We start from the raw sequence: 21,754 nt of genomic DNA, 5'->3' as shown, positions 1-21,754 counted from the left end.
CCAGAGAAAACTTAATATAAATCAGCATTAAAACGGGCAACTCTTGCTTCAGCTACAGTGCAATCGGTGATCTGCATTAATTCACTTAAGGTAATATTGGGGCTTTGGATGATTAAACGTTTAAGCTTGTTTTCTAACGATTCTAACTTGTCAGCATGACCTAGTAAGCCTGTATCAATTTTTTGGATTAAATAACCAAACGCCTCAGTCTGCTCTGTTTTTAATCGCATTGAAAATGATTGCACCTGAATCGCCGAACCTATTATCAGCCAGTTCCTCGAACGACGCACACGTTTAAGCTCACAACCAGATTGCAAGGCTATAGCTTTAGCATGCTTAACATTGTTTCCCTCTATTCGATGAATAAGTGAAGGCAGTGAAATAGTGATCGGTTCATCCATTGATATTTTTACCAAGATAATGTTTATCGTTAACTGAATACAGAGGAACACCGTAACAAGTCGCCGTGTCTAAAAATATAAATCAATATTTTCAAAAGCTTATATTAAAAACCACACTCTGAATTTTACATGAAAAAGATCACGCTTTTTGTTAGAAATATATTTTCAATTTGCTCTGCCAAACTGATTACTTTTTTTTGCCTTCTGATAGAATGCGCCGCGTCACATAAGTGTCATTTTGGAGTTGTTGCATGAGCGTTTCTCCCTTACCAATTGGCAATACATTGCGTTGGTTCAGTTTAATAGCATCACTGTATTTACTATTGCTTGCTGTCGCAATGATAAGTACAGGTTTTAAATTAGCAAGCGGTGAACAAGCAATGGCATTGTTTGAGTTTGCTTCACACCCTGTAACCGGATTAATGGTCGGTTTAATTGCCACCGCGTTAATCCAATCATCAAGTACTACTACCAGTATTATTGTCGGCTTAGTCGCTGGCGGTTTACCTCTACAAATCGCTATTCCCATGATCATGGGAGCAAATATAGGCACCACCTTAACCAATACCTTAGTTAGCTTAGGACACTTACGTTGTCAGCATGAATTTCGTCGTGCCTTTGCAGGCGCAACCGTGCATGACTTTTTCAATTTACTCGCGGTGTGTATCTTCTTACCATTAGAAATTATGTTTGGCTTACTGGAAAAGTTAAGCGGCTGGATAGTCGCCCCCTTTGCCGCAATGGGCAGTTCTGGCAGCATTGGTTTCGATTTTATCAAACCGATGACAAAGCCTGTAACCGAATTTATTTCCAGCCAACTACAGTTTGAAAACCCAATCATTAATGGCACGATTGTCATTGGATTGGGTATATTCATTTTGTTTTTTGCGGTGTTATTTATGGGGCAGCAACTGAAAACCTTAATGGTTGGACGCGCAGAAACAATCTTAAAAACGGCATTGGGTCGCGGACCTAGTCATGGCATTGCAGCAGGTACAGCTGTGACAGTGCTAGTGCAATCTTCATCCACCACGACAAGTTTGATAGTGCCGCTTATAGGCAACAATATTATTACCCTAAAAGAAGCTTATCCCTTCACCTTAGGCGCTAATATTGGCACCTGTATTACCGCATTACTGGCGGCAATGGCTGTTTCTGGCGATCACGCAATATTGGGATTACAAATCGCACTTGTGCATTTGTGTTTTAACGTATTAGGCGTATTAGTGCTTTACGGTATCCCTTTATTCCGCAACTGGCCGATATATTGTGCCGAATGGTTAGCTGAAAAAGCCCAACAGAATAAGTTAACGGTAGTGGCTTATATTGCTACCGTCTTCTTTATTATTCCTGCGGCCTTGATTACGATAACCAACTGATCGCCGTTTAGATAAAATAAGCAGATTATATTGATGGGGTTGAGACAAAATCTGAACCCCATTTTTTATTTAACCCGATCAGAGATTATTTAGTCTGGCACTCAAGTAGAAGTTGCTGAAAATGGCCACCTAAATCTTGGGTAGCAAATTGCTCACTAGCCATTGCCATTTGCTGCATACTGGCTATCGCGCCCGTTACCCCTTGCTGCTCAATTAATGCCTTAGCGTAAGACGCGGCATCAGCCCCCTTTTGAAGCAAACTAGCCACTTGTTCAAAGCTGACATCTTGCTCCAGTAACTTTTGTACTGAACCTATTAATTCAGCAACCTGAGCAGACTCAGCCAAAGCACCTTCCACACTGACTAACTCACCAAGCGGATCTTGACTTAATTTGGCAGCAACACATGCTGACACGCTACCCGTTTCAGCGCTCTTAATCACCGCATCAATGCCTTCGCTTCGAACAGCCTCTATGGCGGATTTTAGCTGTTCATCTTTCGCTAACCAAAGCGCCTCTGCTTGTTGTTTTTCATCCGCACCGAAAAAGCCACAACCAGACAATACAACTCCCGTAGCCAAACAACTGCCTATGACTAAAACACGTGTTTTCGATAAAAAAGCCTGCGACATTCTCACTCCTGCAATCAAGTATGATTTATTAAGGTTAATGCCATGACTGTATAGGTCAGACGTTAAACCAGCATGAATAATCACAAGATATCCATTAGTCTTATCAACAGAGTTTATCATTGGACAATAAACACTGATTCAATGATTGAATAATGCCAACAAACTATTTAGGATCAACTTATCAACCGCCAACAAGAATGACCTTAATGACCACCGAGCTTTATTTTATCTACGACTCGCACTGCCCTTGGAGCTATGCCGCCACACCTTTGGTCAATGCATTGCAAGCAGCCTACCCTGAAATGATTGTTCACTTATTACACAGTGCACATTACATAGGCCAAGACAGTGCTGGCGAAGAACAAATGGAAGCTGCTGCACGGATTAGTGGACTTAAGTTTGGTAGAGATCATATTCGCTATGTAAATAGCCCTAAGAACTCAGTGAAAACCGCAAACCTAATGGGATGGGTACAAAGCAAACAAGCTAGCAAACAATTAGATGTGTTAAATGCTATACAAAGGGCACACTTCATTGAAGGCAACCCGTTAGATAACAAACACGATTTCAATGCCATTGTCGAAAAATTTAAACTATCGCCATCAAATAAAGTGTTTAAAGATGAGCTGAGTATAGAGGCAGAACACGTGCTAGAAGGTATTGAAGAAATTCAACAAGTCATCGGTACTGCAGGCTTCCCTGTTATGGTCATGACCGTCAATGACAACGCTATTTTTATCGACCACTCACAATATCTAAGCAGTCCTCACGCTGTGGTTGCTGCGGTTGAAAAAGAAATCGCTGCAATTAAATAGTGAGCAATTAACTAGCCTAAAGTGAATCCAATTCGGCAATAGATTAATATCTGTAGCGTAAATAGATAATAAAAAGCCACGGTTTATAACCGTGGCTTTTTATTGTTTACTTTCTAATAACACATTTATTCAATGCGTTAACTAACATTCTATATTTGAGAAGACAGTAACCAAATCGCCAAAGCAAAAAATATCACGCCCATAAACTTGTTCTGATATGTACGAAATTTTTCATTATTCAGCAAGGGTTTACCTAAACTCCCCACTAAAGCCACCAGCAACAAATTAAACAACAATCCCATCACATTAAGCAATAGCCCTAATACTAGCATTTGCTCGCCCGAACTGGCACTAAGCTGAGTAGAGACAAACTGCGGTAAAAACAAAACAAAAAACAGCAGTGCCTTAGGATTAAGTAGATTACTGGTAACTGCGCGGCGATAAAGCAATTTAGCTAAGTTATTTTGCTGCTCTATTTCAGGGGCCTCTGTTGCGAGACTGCGCATACAATCCCAGCCCATTTTAAGCAAATAAGCACCACCCAGTAAACGCAATAACTCTAATGCCATTGGATTCATGGCAACCAATGCAGACACCCCCATGGCCGCAAGCAAGGTTAAAATAAGCCCAGAAGTTGCATTGCCTAAGCTGGCATATACACCCACTTTGCGGCCATAGCTGAGGCTAGAGCTGGCGATTAATAGCATGTCAGGACCCGGTATTAATAGAAGAGCGATAACAGTGGTTAAATAAACAGGCAGTAAAGCTAGGTCAATCATCATAACGGCACAAATATTAGGTCAGCAGCAAAAGAAGGGGCGGATTCTACAGCTAACCAACATGAATTAAAATCATCTTGGGCTAAAAGTAAAAGTTACCCTGGCAGAGTTACATTACAAGTAACGGTATAGCTGACGATATAAACAACCGAATGAAAAGATAGTGACTATAATATTACTAGCGTTAATTCGTGATGCTAAAGCGAAAGTAACATCCGGTTCAGTGAGCTCGTAAAGGGTATTCCTAATGGAAAAGCAAACGTTATTAATTTCACAAAAAGCGACCTACCTTAGTGTGGGTTTATTAGTCACAGCAATTGTACTTATTTATGTGGTAATGCAAACATTAGCATTACCGGTTATTCAAAAAGAGGTTGAGAAGAAAGAGCTATTACGTATTTCGGCCAGTGTTAATGAAGTAAGAATTGAACTCAGTAAAGGCGCTGTGTTGACCCAAAGTTTAGCCTCGTTAGCAGCAACGTTACCCTTAGATGAACAACAATTTTCGCTGCTATTCCCCCAAATAATTGACCAGTTTGGCAATACCAATGTCGCTGGCGGGGGCATTTGGCCAGAACCTAACGCTTTTAGCTCAGGTGTGGCATTAAAATCTTTTTTTTGGGCACGAAATGCTTCAGGGCAATTAGACAAAATTGATGATTACAATAAACCCAGTGGTCCTGGCTATCATAATGAAGCCTGGTATATTGCGGGGCGTTCACTTAATACTGGACAATGCGGTTGGTCTGAAGCTTATGAAGATCCGGTCAGTGGCACCGCCATGGTCACCTGCACTGTCGCAATTAATCGAGCAGGTCAGTTTTGGGGAGTGGCAACCGTTGATTTAATGCTAGCGGGTTTAGATAAGCTGTTTAAGCGCCAAAACCAAGAGTCGGGCGGGTTCAACTTTGTACTTGGTCAAGACAATCAAATTATTAGCTTTCCAAGTATTCGCTCAACATCCCTTGATATGAAAAAACTCAATGATGTTGTCGCCCAAGATAGCAGCTTACAACCGCTATTAAGCGCAATCAACAGCGGCCAGACCATCATTCAACTGCCAGAGGGCGTTGTTGAAGGCAGTGGCTCTATGTTGGCGATAATGGATATGCCAGAAGAAGGCATGAAGATTGGCATAGTGCTACCTGACCCTATCATCCAAAAACCTATCAGTGATTTAAGCTTAAGCTTATACGCTACGCTTATTCCAATGCTGCTTTTTTTTGTTGGTATTCTGATTTTGAATGCCAACAAAGTGATGCAATGGGTGAATGAGACCACGGCGCAAATTCGCATGTTAATCAGTGGTGGTTCTGCTGCAACACTCAAGATTGACAGGCATGATGAAATAGGTAATTTAAAACAAGCCGTTAACCAATACAGCGAACATCTTAAGGGCTTACTTGGACAGATAGCAAACGAAGCAGTGGAGGCCAAAGCCCGAGCCAAACAGCTAAATGATATGTCCTCTATGCTAAAGCAGCGCGCTGAGTCACAACTAACAGAAAACCACATGCTTGCCGCTGCCATCACAGAAATGTCAGCCAGCGCAGCCGAGGTTGCACGAAACACCAAATCAACCTCAGAAACCGTCGACGAATCCCAAGGTCTGGTTCAACGACGTATGGATGATGTTAAAGAAAATAGTAAAGCCAACCAGGCATTGTCAGAAGTACTTCAACAAACTGCCAATATTATTAATCGTCTTGCGTCCGGACTCTCAACAAATGGGTACTATGTTAGATGTGATTAAAAGTATTTCAGAGCAAACGAATTTGCTGGCATTAAATGCCGCCATTGAAGCCGCTAGAGCGGGCGAACAGGGGCGCGGGTTTGCGGTGGTTGCAGATGAAGTAAGAACCCTAGCAGGCCGCTCTCAAGAATCCGCCAGCAAGATAGAAGCTATGATAGCTCAGTTACAAACATCGGCTAGCCAGGGCGTGAATATTATTGTCAGTTCACAATCTTTATCGAGTGAGTCTTTGACTCGATCAGAGAAAGTTATTGCAGGATTTAATGAAATTATCGAAGTGTTTAGCGGCATAAGTCGCAGCACTTCGCAAATAGCAGTAGCAGCCAGTGAGCAGTCAAACGTGTCGGGTGAAATTAACCAGCTTGCCGAAAACATTAGAGTCAGTAATGACTTAAATGCCAAGGATGCGCTTGAATTAGCCAATGTCAGTAGCTCGTCATCAGAGTTGTCAAATCGTCTGTATGATTTGAGTAAAGGCTATGCTTAGTGATCAGGCTGTAAGCTACAGGACTATTTGGCATATATAGCGTTGTCACCATAAGATGAGTGACATAGCCGAAAATAGCCCAACAAAAAAGCGAACTCTTTAATGTTCGCTTTTTTTCTAACATTTAACAATCTCTAAAATGTAACCATTGCTGAAAAGTAACCATTACTGAAAAGTAACAGACGCTGGAATGTAATAATCGCTTGAATGAAGCAATGCCAAGGCCATTAATACCGTTAACGGTATCATTAAGAGTAAAGATCAGTTGAGTAATTCATGCTCTTTAGGCAGTTGCTTACTGATCCATAATATCAATTTATGCTTGCGATTCGGACCATCATCTTTATCTTCGGCCAAGGCTTGAATCAGGTTGTCTTCAACCAATAATCGATAAATACATTCCACTTTATCTTTGGGTGAAATACCTTTACCAAAATCAGCAAAACCCCGTTTTTGCGCGTAGCCCATGCCTATTTCCATTGCAAGTTTTAGCAGTTTTGTATCGTGTTTACCCGCTTTCATCTATCGCCCTTATCGTGCGTATTTATCATTATTAAGCTACGCGAATATCCATAAAATACCACTAAAATTTATGACTTAGATGCCTAAATATCTCGCAAATATCACTATTGATGGCATAGATTTTAAAAATTAATCTTAGTTAATATCATAACCCTATGCGGCAAGGCGAAGGCTTGGTATTGTATTGAGGTTATTATTTTATGTTTTTACGGCCACTATTCAACGCTACGATCATATTTTGAATAGGCGTAAAACACCTCAATCGGGCAAAGACCCAAGGATATTTCAATGCGTAAAACCCTTATAACAACAGCAGTCAGTGCTGCACTGATGCTTAGCGCCTGTTCAGAGCAATCAGCAGACACTTCAATGACCAGCAAAACGACCGCAGAGGCATCAACAATGACAAAAACGCCTGCCGCTGCCGACAACGTGCTATTAACGCCAAGCCCTTTACAATATATGGCGCCGCAATTTGATAAACTAAAAGCGAGTGATTACTTACCTGCATTTGAACAGGGCATGTTAGAGCACAAAGCAGAAATTGCCGCGATTACTAATAACACTGAAGCCGCCACGTTTGACAACACCATTGTCGCGCTAGAAAAAACCGGTGCTATTTTAGACCGTACTCAACGCGCCTTTTTCAATCTTACTGGGTTAATTTCTGACGACAATTTCATCAGCGTTGAGGAACAAATTGTTCCTAAGCTAACGGCACACCAGGACAATATTTATCTTGATGAAAAGCTTTTTGCTCGCATTCAAGCTATTTACAAAAACAAAGCAACATTAACCGGTGAAGACTTGCGCCTAGTAGAAGTTTACTACGACCGTTTTGTGCGCTCAGGCGCTAAATTGTCTGATGCAGACAAAACCACAATGCGTCAGTTAAACGGTGAGTTAGCTAAGTATGAAACCAGCTTTTCACAAAACGTATTGAAATCTTTCACTGATGACGTGATTGTGGTTGAAGATAAAGCGCAGCTTGACGGGTTATCCGATGGCGACATTGCATCATTAGCCTCTGCGGCAAAAGATGCCGGTAAAACGGGTTACATGATCACCTTAGTGAACACCACCACTCAGCCACTTTTATCTAGCCTTAAAAACCGCGATTTACGTAAAAAACTGTGGCAAACCTCTGCTTATCGCGCCATGGAAACTAACGCGCCGTTAAACATTAAAATAGCTCAACTACGTGCACAAAAAGCGCAACTATTAGGTTACCCAACATGGGCGGCTTACTCACTAGGCGATCAAATGGCCAAAAACCCAGAAGCGGTTTACGGCATACTTGACGACCTAGCACCAAAAGCACTGGTTAAAGCAAAAATTGAAGCTGCTGATATTCAAGCTGAAATTGTTAAAGATGGTGAAGACTTTACCCTTGAGCCATGGGACTGGGCTTACTATGCAGAGAAAGTACGTACCGCTAAATATGACCTAGACGACGGCCAGGTTAAGCCTTATTTTGAAATGAACACTGTACTAAATGACGGCTTGTTCTTTGCGATGAATAAGCTTTATGGCATCACAGTTAAACCGCGCGCTGATTTACCTGTGTGGCATAAAGATGTGACCGCATATGAAATATTTAACCAAGACGGTAGCTCAATTGGCCTGTTCTATTTAGACCCATATGCACGCCAAGGTAAGCGTGGTGGAGCCTGGATGGATGAATTGGTTAGCCAATCATTCTTAAAAAATACTAAGCCAGTGGTCTATAACGTGCTGAATATTCCTAAGCCTGCCGAAGGTCAGCCTACACTGATGACATTTGACGAAGTGAGCACCATGTTCCATGAATTTGGACATGCTATTCACGGCTTATACTCACAGGTTAAATATCCAAGTTTAGCGGGCACTTTAACCGCACGTGACTTTGTTGAGTTTCCATCACAAGCCAACGAAGACTGGAGCATAGAGCCACAAGTGCTAGCAAACTATGCCAAGCACTATCAAACCGGCGAGCCTATCCCGGCTGAACTTCTTGCTAAAGTATTAAAGTCACATACCTTTAACCAAGGTTTTGGTACGGTTGAGTACTTAGCTGCAGCGCTGCTTGATATGGAATGGCACTCAATTGCTGCAGGTACTGAAATTAGTGATGTTGCCGCTTTTGAAAAACAAGCACTAGCAAAACACGGTTTAGATTACACGCCTGTAGCACCACGCTATAAAACCACCTACTTTAGCCACAGTTTCGGCGGCGGTTATTCAGCGGGTTACTACGCTTACTTATGGACTGAAGTGTTTGCCGCAGACGCGTTCTCGCACATGATGTCACAAGGTGGTTTAACCCTAGAAAATGGCCAGAAATATCGTGATGCTGTGTTGTCAAAAGGTAATAGCCAGGATCTAATGCAAAGCTATATCGACTTTGCCGGTAAAAAACCTTCAACTGACGCGCTATTAAAGCGTCGTGGTTTAGTTAACTAACCTCTGGGTTAAACAACTAACGTATACAATCAGTCACCTTAATAATCGACCTCAGAATGATATCTGGGGTCGATTTTTTACATCTGAATGCCCGACAACTTAAGGTTGGCATGCACTCGCTTTAGCTTTAGATTTAGCTTTAGCTTTAGCGCTTCGGCCAATAAAAAGCCGCTCGCGATTAAGCGAACGGCTTGTCTATTTTCAAGCACTTGCTACAAATTACTTAGCGGCTTTAGTATTCACTTTCGAGCCAATCTCAATGCCTTTAGCATTGATATCAATCGTCATTTGCATACTCATATTGTAATCTTTCATCATAGACAACTCTTCCGGCACTTCTTCGCCGCTTTGCTCTATCATGGTCATCATTGGCGATAACATTTTCTCGTAATCAACCGCCAAGTTAAGCAAGCCATTTGAAGTTAATGCTTGTTTACCTAAGGTATCCGCTAACTTTTGCGCTTCATCACCGGCAAACAAAACTAAATGCTGACCTTTAACAGCCATTTTTGCTTGTACGCCAAACTCAGGTGGCAACATTAATAATGAAGTCACATCAACCGCTTCACCGTCAGCCTTTAAATCAACCTGAGCTAAAGGTGGATACATAGGTTTAACCATATCAAGCAACAGGGTTGGGTTTTCAGCAGACATAGTCACTAACGCGTCTAACTTGTCAAAAGCTGGTGAACCATCAGTATCTTTTAACTGATAATCTATTACCGTTAGGCTTAACCCTTTAACGCCATTAGCCATGCCGGTCATCATACCAATCATGGCTGGGTTGAACTCTTCTAATGCATATTGGCTTTCAGCTAAAGGCTGACATTGATAGCTTGGTGTTTTTAAATCTTTCCAAACCGCGTTTAAAGATGGTGCTAACTGAGCCACATCAATCCCTAAACCAAATGACATAATATGGTCGGCAGCATCAGCACCAAAATCAGGAATAAAACCACGCATTTTAGATAATGCATCCAGTATCACTGCATTTTTGCTTTCTATCACAAAACGCGCATCAAATGTACTTTGTTCACGCGATACAGAATAAGACTTAAATCCCATTACCGAACGTGGCCAGTTATTAGCAATGCCCATTAGCTCAGTTTGACACTGTTCGCTGTGAAGTTCGGCAAATGGATCTTCATCCTGCAGCGCTGCCAATTTAGTAATTTGCTTAGCCAACATGTTGCCATCGGTAGAGGTGATACCTTTTACTAACTCAACATGGTTGATAAAACTAATACTGTCTTGCATAAAGCCGTGTTGCTTGGCGATATCTTGTATCATAGTGGTGGCAGAAATTGGGTTATCAACTTTTTTGGCACCTAACGCGGTTTGTAACAATTCAACTTGGTTAAATGAGGTGTTTAACGTAACAGTTAACCAGCCTTTATCTTCAGCAAAGATAATATCTACTGTTTCATCAGAATCTTCACCGGTTAATCGATAAGCACGGTATTCAAGCTCTGCGGTGGTGCCGACTGTGTGCGTTAAGCCACTTTCTTGCTCTGCGCGATCTAATTCAGCCCAGAACGCTTTCGCATCAGCCAATTGAAGCTTCATCACTGGCAAAGCACCTAGAGTATAAAAATAACTTTGCATCTCATCAGGTAAACCATAATGTGCTATCAGCTTGTCAGGCTCGGTCATCAATGTCAGATATTGCTTATAAAGACTTAAGAAAAACTTCTCGTGCGGCTCAGAAAAATCGCTCAACTCACCAAGCTGCTCAACTGAATAACCTTGAGCGCTTCCCGCAGAGCTATACAGATAATCTTTAAAGGGAAAAGGGCTTAACTGCCCTGAAAACGCTAGCGTATCTGCTGGAATATAATCCAGCATAGGATTTGCCACTACTGAGTTAGATTGTTGGCTAAAATAATATCCACCCGCACCAACCGCTAATACAGCAACTGCAACAGCCATTTTATTCATTTATAAACTCCAATTTATTCACTATTTAACTCTTCCATGAGAGTCACGAGGATTATCTGTTGGTCAAAAGTACCTATTTCCAACTTTCAAAGACATAGGTAAACGATTCAATAATTTAACATTAATTCGACCTTAACGCATTAGCTTAGGCCTGTATTTAATTATGATTATCATTTTAAATAGAGGCCTCAACTCGAGTTGAAAGGTGAAATCAATAAGCTAAATTTGACACCTTTAGCTTAACCTGCAGGATTTAAATATTGAGTGGAATAAGATGATTTCAAAAACGCTAACTTGGTTTTGCCCCAAAACTTGTTAACCTTCGAATGAAGGTGGATTACATTTTTTGATGGTTCATTTGAGTGTGCTGGTATTGTGTTTGATGTCTGAAGACCGCACCTTCAATTCAATCTATCGCCTGTCCGGCGCGGAATGCGCAGACACTTCAGCTATACGCTGCAAGTCCGTCCTTGGAAGCTCTGCCAAAACATCCCTATTTTGGAAGCTCGCAGCTGTATCTACACTGTCAATTTACAAGAAGAATGTCACTTCGATTTTAATTTGTCTGTTTATGCAGCAACACAAAGGTGTCTTTTTCTACTTGCTCGTTTTTCCAACTGAATTTTGCTAGAGTACTTACCAATCAATCGCTTCTATCTCCCTCTGTCAGGATAGTTTTAATCAGTGTTATCTACTAAAGTAAATTAAGGGTATATATGAGCTGTACGACTAAACAATACGAAACAAACTCCTCACTAGAGGAGGTAGAGCTTGAGTCAACAGAACTACTGTTTAATCATATCGGTGATCACTTATTAAATATCAATGACAATCTGGGTTTTAGAGGGCATGGAGATTCTAATTGGTCATTGCAATCAACTTTTGTTCGTTTTTGCATTAGTATTGGGATTGAAGATGAGACAATAAGGCAAGTGACTCTTAATAAGTTAAAAAAAGCGTTTACGGAAAACTTAGTCGTAAATGGTGACTTGCCAGAAGAAGTAATTGAGAAAACAGATATTTTTCAATTTGGTCAGCACTATGGTTTACCTACGCCATTGCTTGATTGGACACATTCACCTTATGTAGCTGCATTTTTTGCATTGTCAGAGCAGTACCCAGGCGGAAAGCCAAAAAATCCAGTTGAAGGCCTAGGGATATCTAGAAGTTTGTGGGTATTAGATCGGGGAGCTGTTAAGCATTTTAATGACAATATAATGACTCATATTCGGCCAAAGAAAAGTCAAATTATACTTCAAGAAGAAATGTTAAATGAGCAGTACCCACTTTTAGATGTGATTCACAGTGTTAACCAATATAATAAAAGACAGCCTTTTCAACAGGGGTTTTTTACCCAGCATGCTTTTTACAACTCTTTAGATGCCTGGAGAAAAAGAATTGATAGAGAAATTTCTCATGCATACCCATCACCCCTTTTAAAAAAGCTAACCTTTAAGTGCACAGAATCGGAGCGTACTAAATATTTAAATGTTTTAGACAAAATGAATATAAATAATAGAACGTTGTTTCCTGATATAACAGGATCAGTTTTAGGCGCTATTGAGACTGTTCGGCAAGATAGTAAAAAGCAAAACCACAAAGCGATAACAACCCGATTAAAGGATACTGACTAACACGTCCTCCCGAAGAGAAATGGGCTATAGAGAATTAGGGGCTTTCGAATAATTCCAGTTACTTTTTCTAATCAATGTCAGGTTGTCTAGATCTAATGCTCTAAGACGTTTTTGTCCAGTTCCGAGTTAGCTCTTGAGTTACCACAGCCATCAATAAAGCTAAATCGAAGAGATAATAATGCGGGTGCAGATGAGCCAGCGAGTATCCAAAACAAGGATGTTTTGGTTAAGCCCACATGGATGCTGATTTTAAAATCAAGAATCGGCGTCTCGCTGGATCATCTGCACTTGTAGTCAACTTTTGACGCCAATGAAAATTTAACTGAGTTTTAAAATTTAGTTTGGTTAGGGCAAACTTTTATAAAAACAAATCTTCCAACCTGCCTTTGTCCAAATATAAGGTTGGTGATCTCAATTAAGTCTCGGATGCAAAATATGGGGTTGTTTTTTTAAAGCTCAAAGGTTACGCAAAGACTAGAAAGGTGAACCATGAGTGTTTGCGAGACGACCGTCCGCCCCATGGACGGGGCGGAAGATCTATAGGGAGCGCTCTTGTTTAAATCAAAAGCTGCGCGTGTCGGTAAGTAAATGCCATGGTAAGTCTATAAAAATAATTTAAGCTAAGCGCACTTTTCGCCCAGAATTGAAGTAACTCTTGTGTGATATAGGAACAAAAAAACAGCTAGGGTTAATAATATAAAGCCCCAACAAGCAATGCTTGTTGGGGCTTAAATTTGATTGCTTATTACGCTAACAAGTCAATCAATGTGCTCGAGGATGCGAGCGAAGCTTTTGGAGGTACTTGGACTGCAAAAACAATCCTAAAAAGTGTCAACAAAAAACTATCTACGGGAATGAGTAAATGTAGACGAGTATTGCGTACTCTGCCTAACTTTTTAAACAAAATTTAACTCTTTTTAGGGAGTATTTTAAAATTCAAATACTTACTCAATTTACTCAAGACAACTTACTCAACCTAAAAACGGTCACAGTAACACTATCGAAAAGCTATATCTCGTAATGCAATCCACATTCACGCTTCATACCATTAAAACGGGTTTCTTCTTCAGTCATCCCAAGCTCTAATGGCTTACTTGAATGGGTATCACCAACCGACACATACCCTTGTTCCCATAATGGGTGATACGGTAAAGCGTGGGCAGTTAAATACTCATGCACATCTTTGTTAGTCCATTCAATAATCGGTAGTAATTTATAACGATTACCGTGAATCGCTAAAATAGGCAATGCTTCACGCGTACCTGCTTGTGTGCGGCGTAAACCCGCAAACCAAGTACCTACGTTAAGTTCAGCTAGAGCACGTTGCATAGGCTCAACTTTATTGATGCGATTATATTGCTCAAGTCCGGCTAAATCTTGCTCCCACAACTTACCAAAACGCGCCTCTTGCCATGCAGCGGTTTGATCAGCGCGATATACTTGCAAATTTAAGTCTAAACGCTCGGTTAACTGATCAATAAACTGATAAGTCTCAGGAAACAAGTAACCGGTATCAGTCAAAATGACCGGAATATCGGCTTGAACCTGACTGACTAGATGCAACATCACAGCAGCCTGAATACCAAAACTAGAGGATAAAGCATGCTCGCCTGGCAAAAATGCCAGACCCCATGCCACACGCTCAGCTGCGGTTAAAGCAGATAAAAACTGATTTATCTTTGCCAGTTCAGCTTGCTGAACCTCTTTAGGCTGGCTGAGCAATTCAACTAATTGCTCAGGTCCTATAGAGAAATTACCCATGAAAATCCTTAGCGGCGTCTAAAACCGCCTTTACGACACCAATACGTACCGTAAAGTTACCAAAGGTCTCGCCCGCATCACGCTCAGTAGCGTAACGGCCAAACAAACCATCCAACTCAGCTAAAATTTCAGCTTCTTGAATGTTTTCTTTGTGCATTTTATTTAAACGAGTCCCTTCAAAACTGGCGCCTAAATACAAGTTATAACGCCCAGGCGCTTTACCCACTAAGCCAATTTCAGCCGCAAAAGGACGCGCACAGCCGTTTGGACAGCCTGTCATACGCACCACAATAGCTTGTTCGCCAATGCCATGTTTTTGCTGTAATGCATCGATGTGATCGATAAATTCAGGGAAATAGCGCTCAGCCTCAGCCATCGCCAATGCACACGTAGGTAATGCCACACAGGCAATAGAGTGACCACGGGTTGCCGATAACACTTCACCCAATAGACCATGCTTACGCGCTAAGCCTTCAATTTCGGCCTTATCTTCAGCTGCAACACTGGCAATAATCATATTTTGATTAGAAGTCATACGGAAGTCGCCTTTATGGATCTTAGCGATTTCACGTAAACCGGTTTGCAGTGTTTTACCCGGTACATCTTTAATGCGGCCACTTTCGATAAACAAGGTTAAGTGCCACTTGTTATCAATGCCTTCAACCCAGCCGTAACGATCGCCACGATCACCGATAACGACATCACGTTTAGGTTCGAATTTAATGCCTGTACGCTTTTCAACTTCGGCTTTAAATGCATCGTAGCCATGATCAACTATGGTGTATTTAAGGCGTGAACGTTTGCGGTTAACTCGGTTGCCCCAGTCACGTTGCACTGTCATCACGGCTTCAGCAAATTTAATCACGTCAGCGGTTTTAATGTAGCCAAAGTCATCGGCTAAACGCGGGAAGGTTTCAACTTCTCCATGGGTTGAACCCATACCGCCACCAGCGACTAAGTTAAAGCCAATTAGCTGACCATTTTCTTCAATGGCAATAAAGCCTAGGTCATTGGTGTAAACATCAACATCGTTATCTGGCGGCACAGACACAGCCATTTTAAACTTACGCGGTAAGTAGGTTTGGCCATAAACCGGTTCATGGGTTTCAGTGTCTAATAGCTTTTCTTCATCTAACCAGATCTCGGCATAGGCACGAGTGTGTGGTAGTAAATGATCAGATAGCTCTTTAGCCACGGCATAAGCTTGCTGATGCAGCTTAGACTGAACCGGGTTTGGGTTACACATTACGTTACGGTTTACGTCACCACATGCCGCAATAGAGTCAAGTGCAGCTCTGTCTAAGCCTTGGATCAAGGTTTTTAGATTACGCTTTGGAATGCCGTGATACTGAAACGTTTGACGCGTAGTTAAACGAATACTGTTTGAAGTGGTTAGCGTTGATGAGATTTTATCCACATCTAACCATTGTGCTGGCGAACAAATACCGCCTGGCACGCGAGCTCGTAGCATGAAGCTATATAAAGGTTCTAGCTTTTGCTCTTTACGTTCGTTACGTAAATCACGGTCGTCTTGCTGGTAAAAACCGTGGAATTTAATTAACTGCTGATCGCCATCACTAAACGATCCGGTCACTTGGGTGTCTAAACCCTCTTGAATAGTACCGCGTAAATAATCACTGTCGATTTTTAGGTATTCGTTTACTGCTAATTTTTGCTCATCACTCATGGAGACAGCCTCTTAATTCTATATTCGCTAAGGCGTTGATCGTTTAATCTTAATGACTTAACGATTAATAACCTGGTACGACAACAATCTTGCTTAATCGCTTAGCTGCGGCGTTGCTATTGACTCATCGGATCGCAATACCTCTTTGCAGCTAAGCCTAATTCTGGTGCTTATACTGATGCTATAAGGTTAGTACACATCTTTTTGATAACGCTTATTACTGCGTAAATCTTCTAAGTAAGCTTCTGCTGCATCAGCAGTTAGCCCGCCTTGCGATACTACAACGCCAACTAATGCTTGATGTACATCTTTAGCCATACGCTCTGCATCACCACAGATGTAAACATGGGCACCATTTTGTAACCATTGCCATACATGCTCAGCTTGCTGGGTAATACGATGCTGCACATAAACTTTATCAGCTTGATCACGTGAAAACGCTACATCTAAACGGCTTAAATCGCCACTTTTTAAATACTGCTGCCACTCAACTTGATATAAGAAATCTTGTTCAAAGTGTGGGTTACCGAAGAATAACCAGCTGTCACCCGTTACGCCGTCTGCGGCACGTTGCTGCATAAAGGCACGGAATGGTGCTACACCGGTTCCAGGGCCTACCATGATCACTGGGGTTTCTGGGGTTTCAGGTAAACGGAAATGCTTATTCGGTTCAACATAAACCTTAACCGCTTGACCTTCTTCTGCTGATGCTAAGAAATGAGAAGCACCACCAAATCGGGCTTGACCCTGACGCTCATCCTCAACCAATGCAACCGTTAAGTGAACTTCAGTTTCTACTTCAGCCTGGCTAGAAGCAATTGAATATAAGCGCGGTGTTAATGGGCGTAATACTTCAACTAATTGGCTTGCGGTAACGTTAGCTGGGTATGCGACCACTAAATCAGCCAGCTGGTTGGCGAGTACAAACTGACGTGTTTGCTCTTTATCTTCGCTTAATGCCAATAGCTCTGCACTGCCGCTAAATTCAGCCCATGCTTTTACTAAACCAGGGTATAACTGGGTTAGCTCTTTTTTATCTGTTAAGGCGTCAACAAGGCTTAAGGTTTCTTTACCTACGATGACTTGATCATCTGCAGATAAACCTAAACCTGAAATAATTTCATGCACAAGTAAAGTGTTATTGCTAAACCAAATGCCTAATGCATCACCGACTTGATACGAAATACCTGATTCACCAAGGTCAATTTCTACATGGCGTACATCACGGTCTGAATCGCGTCCGGTTAACTTTTGACTGACTAATACTTCAGCGGTATACGGTTGTTGCTTAGTAAACGCACTGCTGCCAGCTTGTGTTTGTGGTACAGAAACTATGCCTGCACCCACGCTTTGAATATGAGGTTTAACGGCTTCTAATACACTGTCTTGCCAATCTGACGCAGCCTGCTCGTAATCAACATCACATTCAGCCAATGGCAGTAATTGTTTTGCACCTAATGCAGCAAAACGAGCATCGAAATCTTTACCTGTTTGGCAGTATAATTCATAGCTTGAATCACCTAGCGCGAGCACTGAGTAATGAAGATTATCCAGCTTAGGGGCACGCTTTGAAGCTAAAAACTTATGCAATTCCATCGCGTCATCTGGCGCTTCGCCTTCACCATGGGTACTCACTACTGCTAGCAATAGGGTTTCTTGTTTTAATTGGCGCACATTATATTCGCCCATTGAGGCTAAATTAACTGCATAACCTTGTGCCTGTGCTTTAGCCGCTAATTCTGTTGCTACGCCTCGACCATTGCCGGTTTGACTACCATAAAGAATAGTCACTGTTTGGCTAGCACTTGCTTGTGTAGCTCCAGCCAGTAGGCTTTGGCTGTCATTAGCGTTAGCACTGGCAGCTAAGTAGCCACTTACCCAAGCTAATTGCACAGCAGATAACTCAGAGGTGAGTTGTTTTAGCTTATCGACTTGCCCTGGTGACAAAGGTGAAGCTAATGAAGATAGTTCGTTTAACGACATAAGACGGCCTTATAACAGTGTAATGTTTGTAAGCTTACTCCTGTCCGCTAAAAGCAAAAAAGAATAAAAGATAATTTTTTATTCCATTTAGGAATATGCAAAGTCGTTTTTTTAGGCTACAAAAGTGTGGGTTAGTTAAAAGTTTTTAATTTCCCTTAATTAAAACAGCATTAATTAACCCTGCAGCACTTGTTTGATTGCAGTGTCTACAGCAAGCTAAGAAGCTGGATTAACAATTGGTTATCTATCAAGTTAATTGTTCTCTGAATAAAACAACAAAACGATGCCCAAAAGGTACCGTCAACAGAGACCTATTGATGTTCATCAACTGATATCAATGCCAGCCAAATACGATCGATTTGTTGATCACGACCGTCAACGAATGATCATGTGAAAATATTATGCTATTTGGCGGGGGAGCCTTATCGCATTTTACTCATTAACCATCAGGGAACAGTCATGCAGATTGGAATACCGAGAGAAAGTATTGCAGGTGAAACGCGCGCTGCTGCGACGCCAGCCACAGTGGTACAACTTAAAAAGCTCGGCTTTAGTGTGGCCATAGAGGCGGATGTAGGTAAATTATCAAGTTTTGATGATGCCGCATTTGAACACGCAGGGGCTGAAATTGTCGCAGATGCATACCAAGCTGACTTTGTTTTTAAAGTTAATGCACCTACAGACGATGAAATTAACAAAATGAAACCTGGCACTACCCTTGTTAGTTTTATTTGGCCAGCTCAAAATCCTGACTTAGTTGACAAATTAGCTCAGAAAAAAATTACCGTGATGGCGATGGACATGGTGCCACGTATTTCACGCGCTCAGTCACTAGATGCCCTATCATCTATGGCTAACATTGGTGGTTATCGTGCAGTTATTGAAGCCGCCCATGAATTTGGCCGTTTCTTTACCGGTCAAATCACTGCTGCAGGTAAAGTGCCACCGGCTAAAGTACTGGTTATTGGTGCAGGCGTTGCTGGCCTTGCCGCTATTGGTGCTGCGGGATCACTGGGCGCAATCGTCCGTGCCTTCGATACTCGCTTAGAAGTAGCCGAGCAAATTGAATCTATGGGGGGCACATTCTTAAAGCTTGAATTTGAGAACACCGAAGGCGGTTCATCTGACGGTTACGCTAAGGTGATGTCAGAAGAGTTTATTGCTGCTGAAATGGCGTTATTTGCCGAGCAGGCAAAAGATGTTGATATTATCATTACCACCGCACTGATTCCTGGCCGCCCTGCGCCTAAGCTGATCACCAAAGACATGGTTGATAGCATGAAGTCAGGTTCTGTGATTGTCGATTTAGCGGCGGCCACTGGCGGTAACTGTGAATATACCGTGACAGGCGAAAAGTTTGTCACCGACAACGGTGTAAAAGTTCTTGGTTACACTGACCTGCCTGGTCGACTACCGGCGCAATCATCGCAACTTTATGGCACTAACCTTGTTAACTTGATGAAGTTAATGTGCAAGGATAAAGACGGTAACGCGCTGCTTAACTTTGACGATGTTGTTATGCGTAATATGACGGTAACGCGTGACGGTGAAATTACCTTCCCGCCTCCGGCCATTTCAGTGTCTGCAGCACCAGCCAAACCAGCCGCTGCGCCTGCGGCCAAAAATGCTCAGCCCAAAGCCCCTTCTAAGCTTAAGTATGTTTTAGGCCTTGCTGGCATTGTGGCATTTGGCGCAATAGCCACAGTTGCACCATCGGAGTTTTTGTCACACTTTACGGTATTTATATTGTCATGTGTGGTCGGTTACTACGTGGTATGGAACGTGTCTCACTCATTGCATACACCGCTTATGTCAGTCACCAATGCCATTTCAGGCATCATTGTTGTCGGGGCTTTGCTGCAAATAGGACAGGGTTCAACACTGGTCACAGTGCTGTCATTTATCGCAGTGTTAATTGCAAGTATTAACATTTTTGGTGGTTTTACCGTCACTCAGCGCATGCTGAAAATGTTCCGTAAAGATTAAGGGGAATTATCGTGTCAGAAGGACTGGTAACAGCATCGTATATTGTCGCGGCGGTATTGTTTATTTTAAGCCTTGCGGGGCTTTCAAAACAAGAAACGGCTAAAAACGGCAATTTATTTGGCATCATAGGGATGGTTATTGCCCTTGGTGCAACTATTTTAAATCCAAGTACCACAGGCGTTGTATGGATTATTTTAGCTATGGTGATTGGCGGCGCAATTGGCGTTCGCTTAGCACTGAAAGTTGAAATGACCGAAATGCCTGAGTTAGTTGCTATTCTTCACAGTTTTGTGGGCATGGCTGCGGTATTAGTGGGTTACAACAGCTTTATCGATTTACACCCACAGGCAATTAACGAAATTGTAGTAGCAATCGGTAATGACTTAGACACGACGCTTGCAACGGCTGAAGCGGCATTTGCTGAGGCAAGCCAAGTACAGCAGCAAAGTAAACATTTAACTGGGGCAATGCTTAATATTCACCTTGTAGAAGTCTTCTTAGGGGTATTTATTGGTGCAGTAACCTTTACCGGCTCTGTAGTGGCATTTGCCAAACTGCGCGGATTACTGCCATCAAAAGCACTGACCTTGCCACATCGTCATAAGATGAACTTGGCCGCAGTGATTGTATCGTTAGTGTTAATGGTGCAATTTGTGCAAACAGGCGGTGCGGTTACCCCAATCTTGATTATGACGCTAATCGCCTTTGCGTTTGGTTGGCATTTAGTGGCCTCGATTGGCGGCGCGGATATGCCAGTTGTGGTTTCAATGCTTAACTCATACTCAGGTTGGGCTGCAGCCGCTGCAGGTTTTATGCTATCAAACGACTTACTGATCATTGTCGGTGCATTGGTTGGTTCATCGGGCGCAATTCTGTCTTACATCATGTGTAAAGCGATGAATCGCTCGTTTATCTCGGTCATTGCTGGCGGATTTGGTAACGATGCTGTCGCCACAAGTGGCGATGAAGACGTGGGCGAGTACCGCGAAACCAATGCCGAAGATGTTGCTGATATGCTGAGAAACTCTCAATCAGTCATCATCACCCCAGGTTATGGTATGGCGGTTGCGCAAGCACAATACCCGGTTGCAGAAATTACCCGTAAATTACGTGATTTAGGCATCAAGGTGCGCTTTGGTATTCACCCCGTTGCAGGGCGTTTACCTGGTCACATGAACGTATTGTTAGCCGAAGCAAAAGTGCCGTACGATATTGTATTAGAAATGGATGAAATCAATGAAGATTTCAGCAGTACTGATACCGTCTTAGTGATCGGTGCCAATGACACGGTTAATCCTGCTGCGATGGAAGATCCAAACAGTCCAATTGCTGGCATGCCAGTACTGGAAGTGTGGAAAGCGCAAAACGTGATTGGCTTTAAGCGTTCAATGAACACAGGTTATGCGGGAGTGCAAAATCCGCTGTTCTTTAAAGACAATACTCAAATGCTATTTGGTGATGCTAAAGACAGCGTAGAAGCGATTCTAAAAGCACTTTAATTACTGACCTTTGCAACATAAAAATACCAGCCAACAGGCTGGTATTTTTTTATGTTT

The 21,754-nt window shown here is 42.2% G+C and carries 16 protein-coding genes; 8 read left to right on the top strand and 8 right to left on the bottom strand.

Annotated elements, in window-relative coordinates:
* Positions 1–11 precede the first annotated feature (11 nt).
* The gene (locus tag ACRWQN_RS05220) at positions 12–401 is read right to left on the bottom strand and encodes a ribosome recycling factor family protein (RefSeq protein WP_434930478.1); all 390 of its coding nucleotides are present in this window, start codon (positions 399–401) and stop codon (positions 12–14) included.
* A gap of 251 nt (positions 402–652) precedes the next feature.
* On the opposite strand from ACRWQN_RS05220, the gene ACRWQN_RS05215 reads away from it, so the two are divergent.
* Complete coding sequence (locus ACRWQN_RS05215) at positions 653–1,780, top strand: Na/Pi symporter (protein ID WP_434939997.1); 1,128 nt, start codon at positions 653–655, stop codon at positions 1,778–1,780.
* Positions 1,781–1,865: 85 nt separating this feature from the next.
* Here ACRWQN_RS05215 and ACRWQN_RS05210 read toward each other — a convergent pair whose 3' ends face one another.
* Positions 1,866–2,411 carry a hypothetical protein gene (locus ACRWQN_RS05210; RefSeq protein WP_226411065.1) on the bottom strand — a complete coding sequence of 182 codons (546 nt, stop codon included), beginning with the start codon at positions 2,409–2,411 and terminating at the stop codon, positions 1,866–1,868.
* Between the two features lie 206 nt (positions 2,412–2,617).
* On the opposite strand from ACRWQN_RS05210, the gene ACRWQN_RS05205 reads away from it, so the two are divergent.
* The gene (locus ACRWQN_RS05205) at positions 2,618–3,226 is read left to right on the top strand and encodes a protein-disulfide isomerase (protein ID WP_226416022.1); all 609 of its coding nucleotides are present in this window, start codon (positions 2,618–2,620) and stop codon (positions 3,224–3,226) included.
* A 149-nt stretch (positions 3,227–3,375) separates the two neighbouring features.
* On the opposite strand, the gene ACRWQN_RS05200 is transcribed toward ACRWQN_RS05205, so the two are convergent.
* Complete coding sequence (locus ACRWQN_RS05200) at positions 3,376–4,008, bottom strand: LysE family translocator (RefSeq protein ID WP_434939995.1); 633 nt, start codon at positions 4,006–4,008, stop codon at positions 3,376–3,378.
* Positions 4,009–4,252: 244 nt separating this feature from the next.
* Between ACRWQN_RS05200 and ACRWQN_RS05195 the strand changes: the two genes are divergently transcribed.
* Both ACRWQN_RS05195 and ACRWQN_RS05190 read left to right on the top strand, forming a co-directional pair.
* Complete coding sequence (locus ACRWQN_RS05195; protein WP_434939994.1) at positions 4,253–5,758, top strand: PDC sensor domain-containing protein; 1,506 nt, start codon at positions 4,253–4,255, stop codon at positions 5,756–5,758.
* Positions 5,733–6,245 carry a methyl-accepting chemotaxis protein gene (locus tag ACRWQN_RS05190; protein WP_434939992.1) on the top strand — a complete coding sequence of 171 codons (513 nt, stop codon included), beginning with the start codon at positions 5,733–5,735 and terminating at the stop codon, positions 6,243–6,245. Before ACRWQN_RS05195 ends, ACRWQN_RS05190 begins: the two co-directional genes overlap by 26 nt.
* 261 nt (positions 6,246–6,506) lie before the next feature.
* On the opposite strand, the gene ACRWQN_RS05185 is transcribed toward ACRWQN_RS05190, so the two are convergent.
* Positions 6,507–6,767 (bottom strand): DUF5062 family protein, encoded by a 261-nt coding sequence (locus ACRWQN_RS05185; protein ID WP_226411077.1) that lies wholly within the window; start codon positions 6,765–6,767, stop codon positions 6,507–6,509.
* Positions 6,768–7,055: 288 nt separating this feature from the next.
* On the opposite strand from ACRWQN_RS05185, the gene ACRWQN_RS05180 reads away from it, so the two are divergent.
* A complete protein-coding gene (locus ACRWQN_RS05180) occupies positions 7,056–9,209 on the top strand; it encodes a M3 family metallopeptidase (protein WP_434939991.1) in 2,154 nt (717 codons plus the stop codon).
* A 219-nt stretch (positions 9,210–9,428) separates the two neighbouring features.
* On the opposite strand, the gene ACRWQN_RS05175 is transcribed toward ACRWQN_RS05180, so the two are convergent.
* The gene (locus ACRWQN_RS05175) at positions 9,429–11,147 is read right to left on the bottom strand and encodes a hypothetical protein (RefSeq protein ID WP_434939990.1); all 1,719 of its coding nucleotides are present in this window, start codon (positions 11,145–11,147) and stop codon (positions 9,429–9,431) included.
* Positions 11,148–11,863: 716 nt separating this feature from the next.
* Between ACRWQN_RS05175 and ACRWQN_RS05170 the strand changes: the two genes are divergently transcribed.
* Complete coding sequence (locus tag ACRWQN_RS05170) at positions 11,864–12,781, top strand: FRG domain-containing protein (protein ID WP_434939989.1); 918 nt, start codon at positions 11,864–11,866, stop codon at positions 12,779–12,781.
* 1,008 nt (positions 12,782–13,789) lie between these two features.
* On the opposite strand, the gene ACRWQN_RS05165 is transcribed toward ACRWQN_RS05170, so the two are convergent.
* From ACRWQN_RS05165 to ACRWQN_RS05155, 3 genes are all read right to left on the bottom strand, one after another.
* On the bottom strand, positions 13,790–14,542 hold the full coding sequence (locus tag ACRWQN_RS05165; RefSeq protein WP_235086413.1) for a phosphoadenylyl-sulfate reductase: 753 nt from the start codon (positions 14,540–14,542) through the stop codon (positions 13,790–13,792).
* Entirely contained in the window at positions 14,535–16,229 is a 1,695-nt protein-coding gene (gene cysI / locus ACRWQN_RS05160; protein ID WP_226411091.1) for an assimilatory sulfite reductase (NADPH) hemoprotein subunit, read from the bottom strand. The genes ACRWQN_RS05165 and cysI overlap by 8 nt, the downstream gene beginning before the upstream one ends.
* A 189-nt stretch (positions 16,230–16,418) precedes the next feature.
* Entirely contained in the window at positions 16,419–18,212 is a 1,794-nt protein-coding gene (locus ACRWQN_RS05155) for an assimilatory sulfite reductase (NADPH) flavoprotein subunit (protein ID WP_434939988.1), read from the bottom strand.
* A 459-nt stretch (positions 18,213–18,671) separates the two neighbouring features.
* Between ACRWQN_RS05155 and ACRWQN_RS05150 the strand changes: the two genes are divergently transcribed.
* Both ACRWQN_RS05150 and pntB read left to right on the top strand, forming a co-directional pair.
* Entirely contained in the window at positions 18,672–20,198 is a 1,527-nt protein-coding gene (locus tag ACRWQN_RS05150) for a Re/Si-specific NAD(P)(+) transhydrogenase subunit alpha (RefSeq protein ID WP_434939987.1), read from the top strand.
* Between the two features lie 11 nt (positions 20,199–20,209).
* Positions 20,210–21,697, top strand: a complete 1,488-nt coding sequence (pntB, locus tag ACRWQN_RS05145) for a Re/Si-specific NAD(P)(+) transhydrogenase subunit beta (protein ID WP_434939986.1) — start codon at positions 20,210–20,212, stop codon at positions 21,695–21,697.
* Positions 21,698–21,754: the final 57 nt, after the last annotated feature.

Source organism: Shewanella sp. HL-SH8 (assembly GCF_051165765.1).
Lineage (GTDB): Bacteria > Pseudomonadota > Gammaproteobacteria > Enterobacterales > Shewanellaceae > Shewanella > Shewanella glacialimarina.
The sequence above is the reverse complement of the archived record's forward strand: the minus strand, read 5'-3'. Positions and strand labels throughout refer to the sequence as shown.